Below are 1,461 nucleotides of genomic sequence, written 5' to 3'. Positions count from 1 at the left end.
CCCCGCCGCCCGCGCGGATCGAGCGGCCCGCCTGGATGACCGAGCCCACGTCGATGCTGCCGCGCACCTGCACCGTGCCCGCGAACACGATGGCATCGGCCTCCAGGGTGTCCAGCACCAGCACCGCGCTGGTGGGTCCGAACTGTGACAGCAGCCAGCAGGCATCCCCCACGCGGCCGGCGTTGACCAGCGTGTCGAGCGCCTCCTGGTAGCCCGAACCGTCTTCGACGTGGCGGCTGAACCAGCGAAACCCGTCGGCGCAGGGGTTCTTGGCGCGCAGGAACTTCTTGGTGAATTCCATGGCCGTCACTCCCGCAGCAGCGCGGCGTTGGCCGGCGGAGGGTGGGGTTGGGTGCGGACGGACGGGGGGCCGCTGGCGGGGGTCGGGTGCATGGCACATCTCCTTCAAGGGGCGGCCGGCCGTACCTGCGAACAGCAGTGCAGGCGCAGCACACGGCCGCCATCGCGCGGGGCGGGTGCCCGGCGATAAAGGTTTGCGCAATGTGGTGGAAGGGTTATCGCCGGGCGGTGGAATGTGCGACCGGCTTGTAGGGCCAGATCTCACCCACCATGCCTTCGCCGGACACAGCCATGCCGCGGGGCAGGAACCCGGTGTGCAGCGTTGGGTGGAAGGAAGGCATGGGCAATGCGGAAGGGGTGTTCAGGGCGCGGATGGTAGCAGCCAGGGCTTTTCGCACTGCACTGCCGGGGTTTTGTGTACCAGCCGTGCCAGGCACAGGCCGCGCCGGGTTGAGGCCGCGCCGCAGCCAGCCGCATTGGCGTAACGACACCACCGGCGCCGCATCGATGGTGATGCTGCCCGGTGGGCCGCTGAGAACACGGGACCTCTTTTTGCCGCGCCGTGGCCCGCGCGGCTGCAGGCAGAAATCGCCTCGGTAGACCAACAAAAGTTTTGGCTGCTTTGCGTGGCTTTGCGGCGACCGAAGGGCGCCCGGTATGCCTGCGGCGTTCGGTCACGCTCGATGGCGCACAACGGCACCGCCCCGCCCTGCCCTGCACAAGCCGCGCTTCAGCGCCGCTCAGGACTTGGACCGTGGGGTGCGTGCGGGCTTGGCAGGCACCCGCGCGGGCCGGGCATTGGCCTGCTCCAGCCACAGCAGCGCATCCATTTGCGCGAGAAAGCGGCGCAGGTAGTCGGGCGACAGGGAGCGCATGAGGCTGAGCGAGCGCACCATGAGCTTGTGCGAGTTGAGCGGCCCGGCGTTCTCGGGCCCGCGGTGCTGGGCCTGCAGCACCTGCTGCTCCGCCGCGATGCGCGACCACACTTCGCCGAACTGGCGTACGCTTTTCAGGCCCGACAGGCTGGCTCCGCCATCGCTGCGCGCCGAATCTTCTTCGGCGCGGACGCGGGCGGCGAGCTCGCGGTTCAGTTGGGCCAACGGGGACCCAGGGGCTGCATGCGGCGCAGCGGGGCGCGCGGCCTGCCGGCTTCCGGGCTCC

The 1,461-nt window shown here is 70.1% G+C and carries 2 protein-coding genes and 1 pseudogene; all 3 read right to left on the bottom strand.

The window, feature by feature from the left end; translation table 11 throughout:
* Nucleotides 1–301, bottom strand: a pseudogene (locus ACDELDRAFT_RS22415) (hypothetical protein); the annotation flags it as partial.
* A 214-nt stretch (nucleotides 302–515) separates the two neighbouring features.
* Nucleotides 516–641, bottom strand: a complete 126-nt coding sequence (locus ACDELDRAFT_RS26060) for a hypothetical protein (RefSeq protein WP_005801158.1) — start codon at nucleotides 639–641, stop codon at nucleotides 516–518.
* A gap of 399 nt (nucleotides 642–1,040) precedes the next feature.
* Nucleotides 1,041–1,461: DUF2894 domain-containing protein (locus ACDELDRAFT_RS22405; protein ID WP_005801156.1), on the bottom strand; the 421-nt coding region annotated here is incomplete at its 5' end.

Source organism: Acidovorax delafieldii 2AN (assembly GCF_000175235.1).
GTDB lineage: Bacteria > Pseudomonadota > Gammaproteobacteria > Burkholderiales > Burkholderiaceae_C > Acidovorax > Acidovorax delafieldii_B.
This window is presented reverse-complemented; position numbering and strand designations above follow the sequence as displayed.

Excerpts from the sequence above, each read along its gene's own strand:
- ACDELDRAFT_RS26060 (WP_005801158.1), bottom strand. The coding sequence starts at position 641 with ATGCCTTCCTTCCACCCAACGCTGCACACCGGGTTCCTGCCCCGCGGC.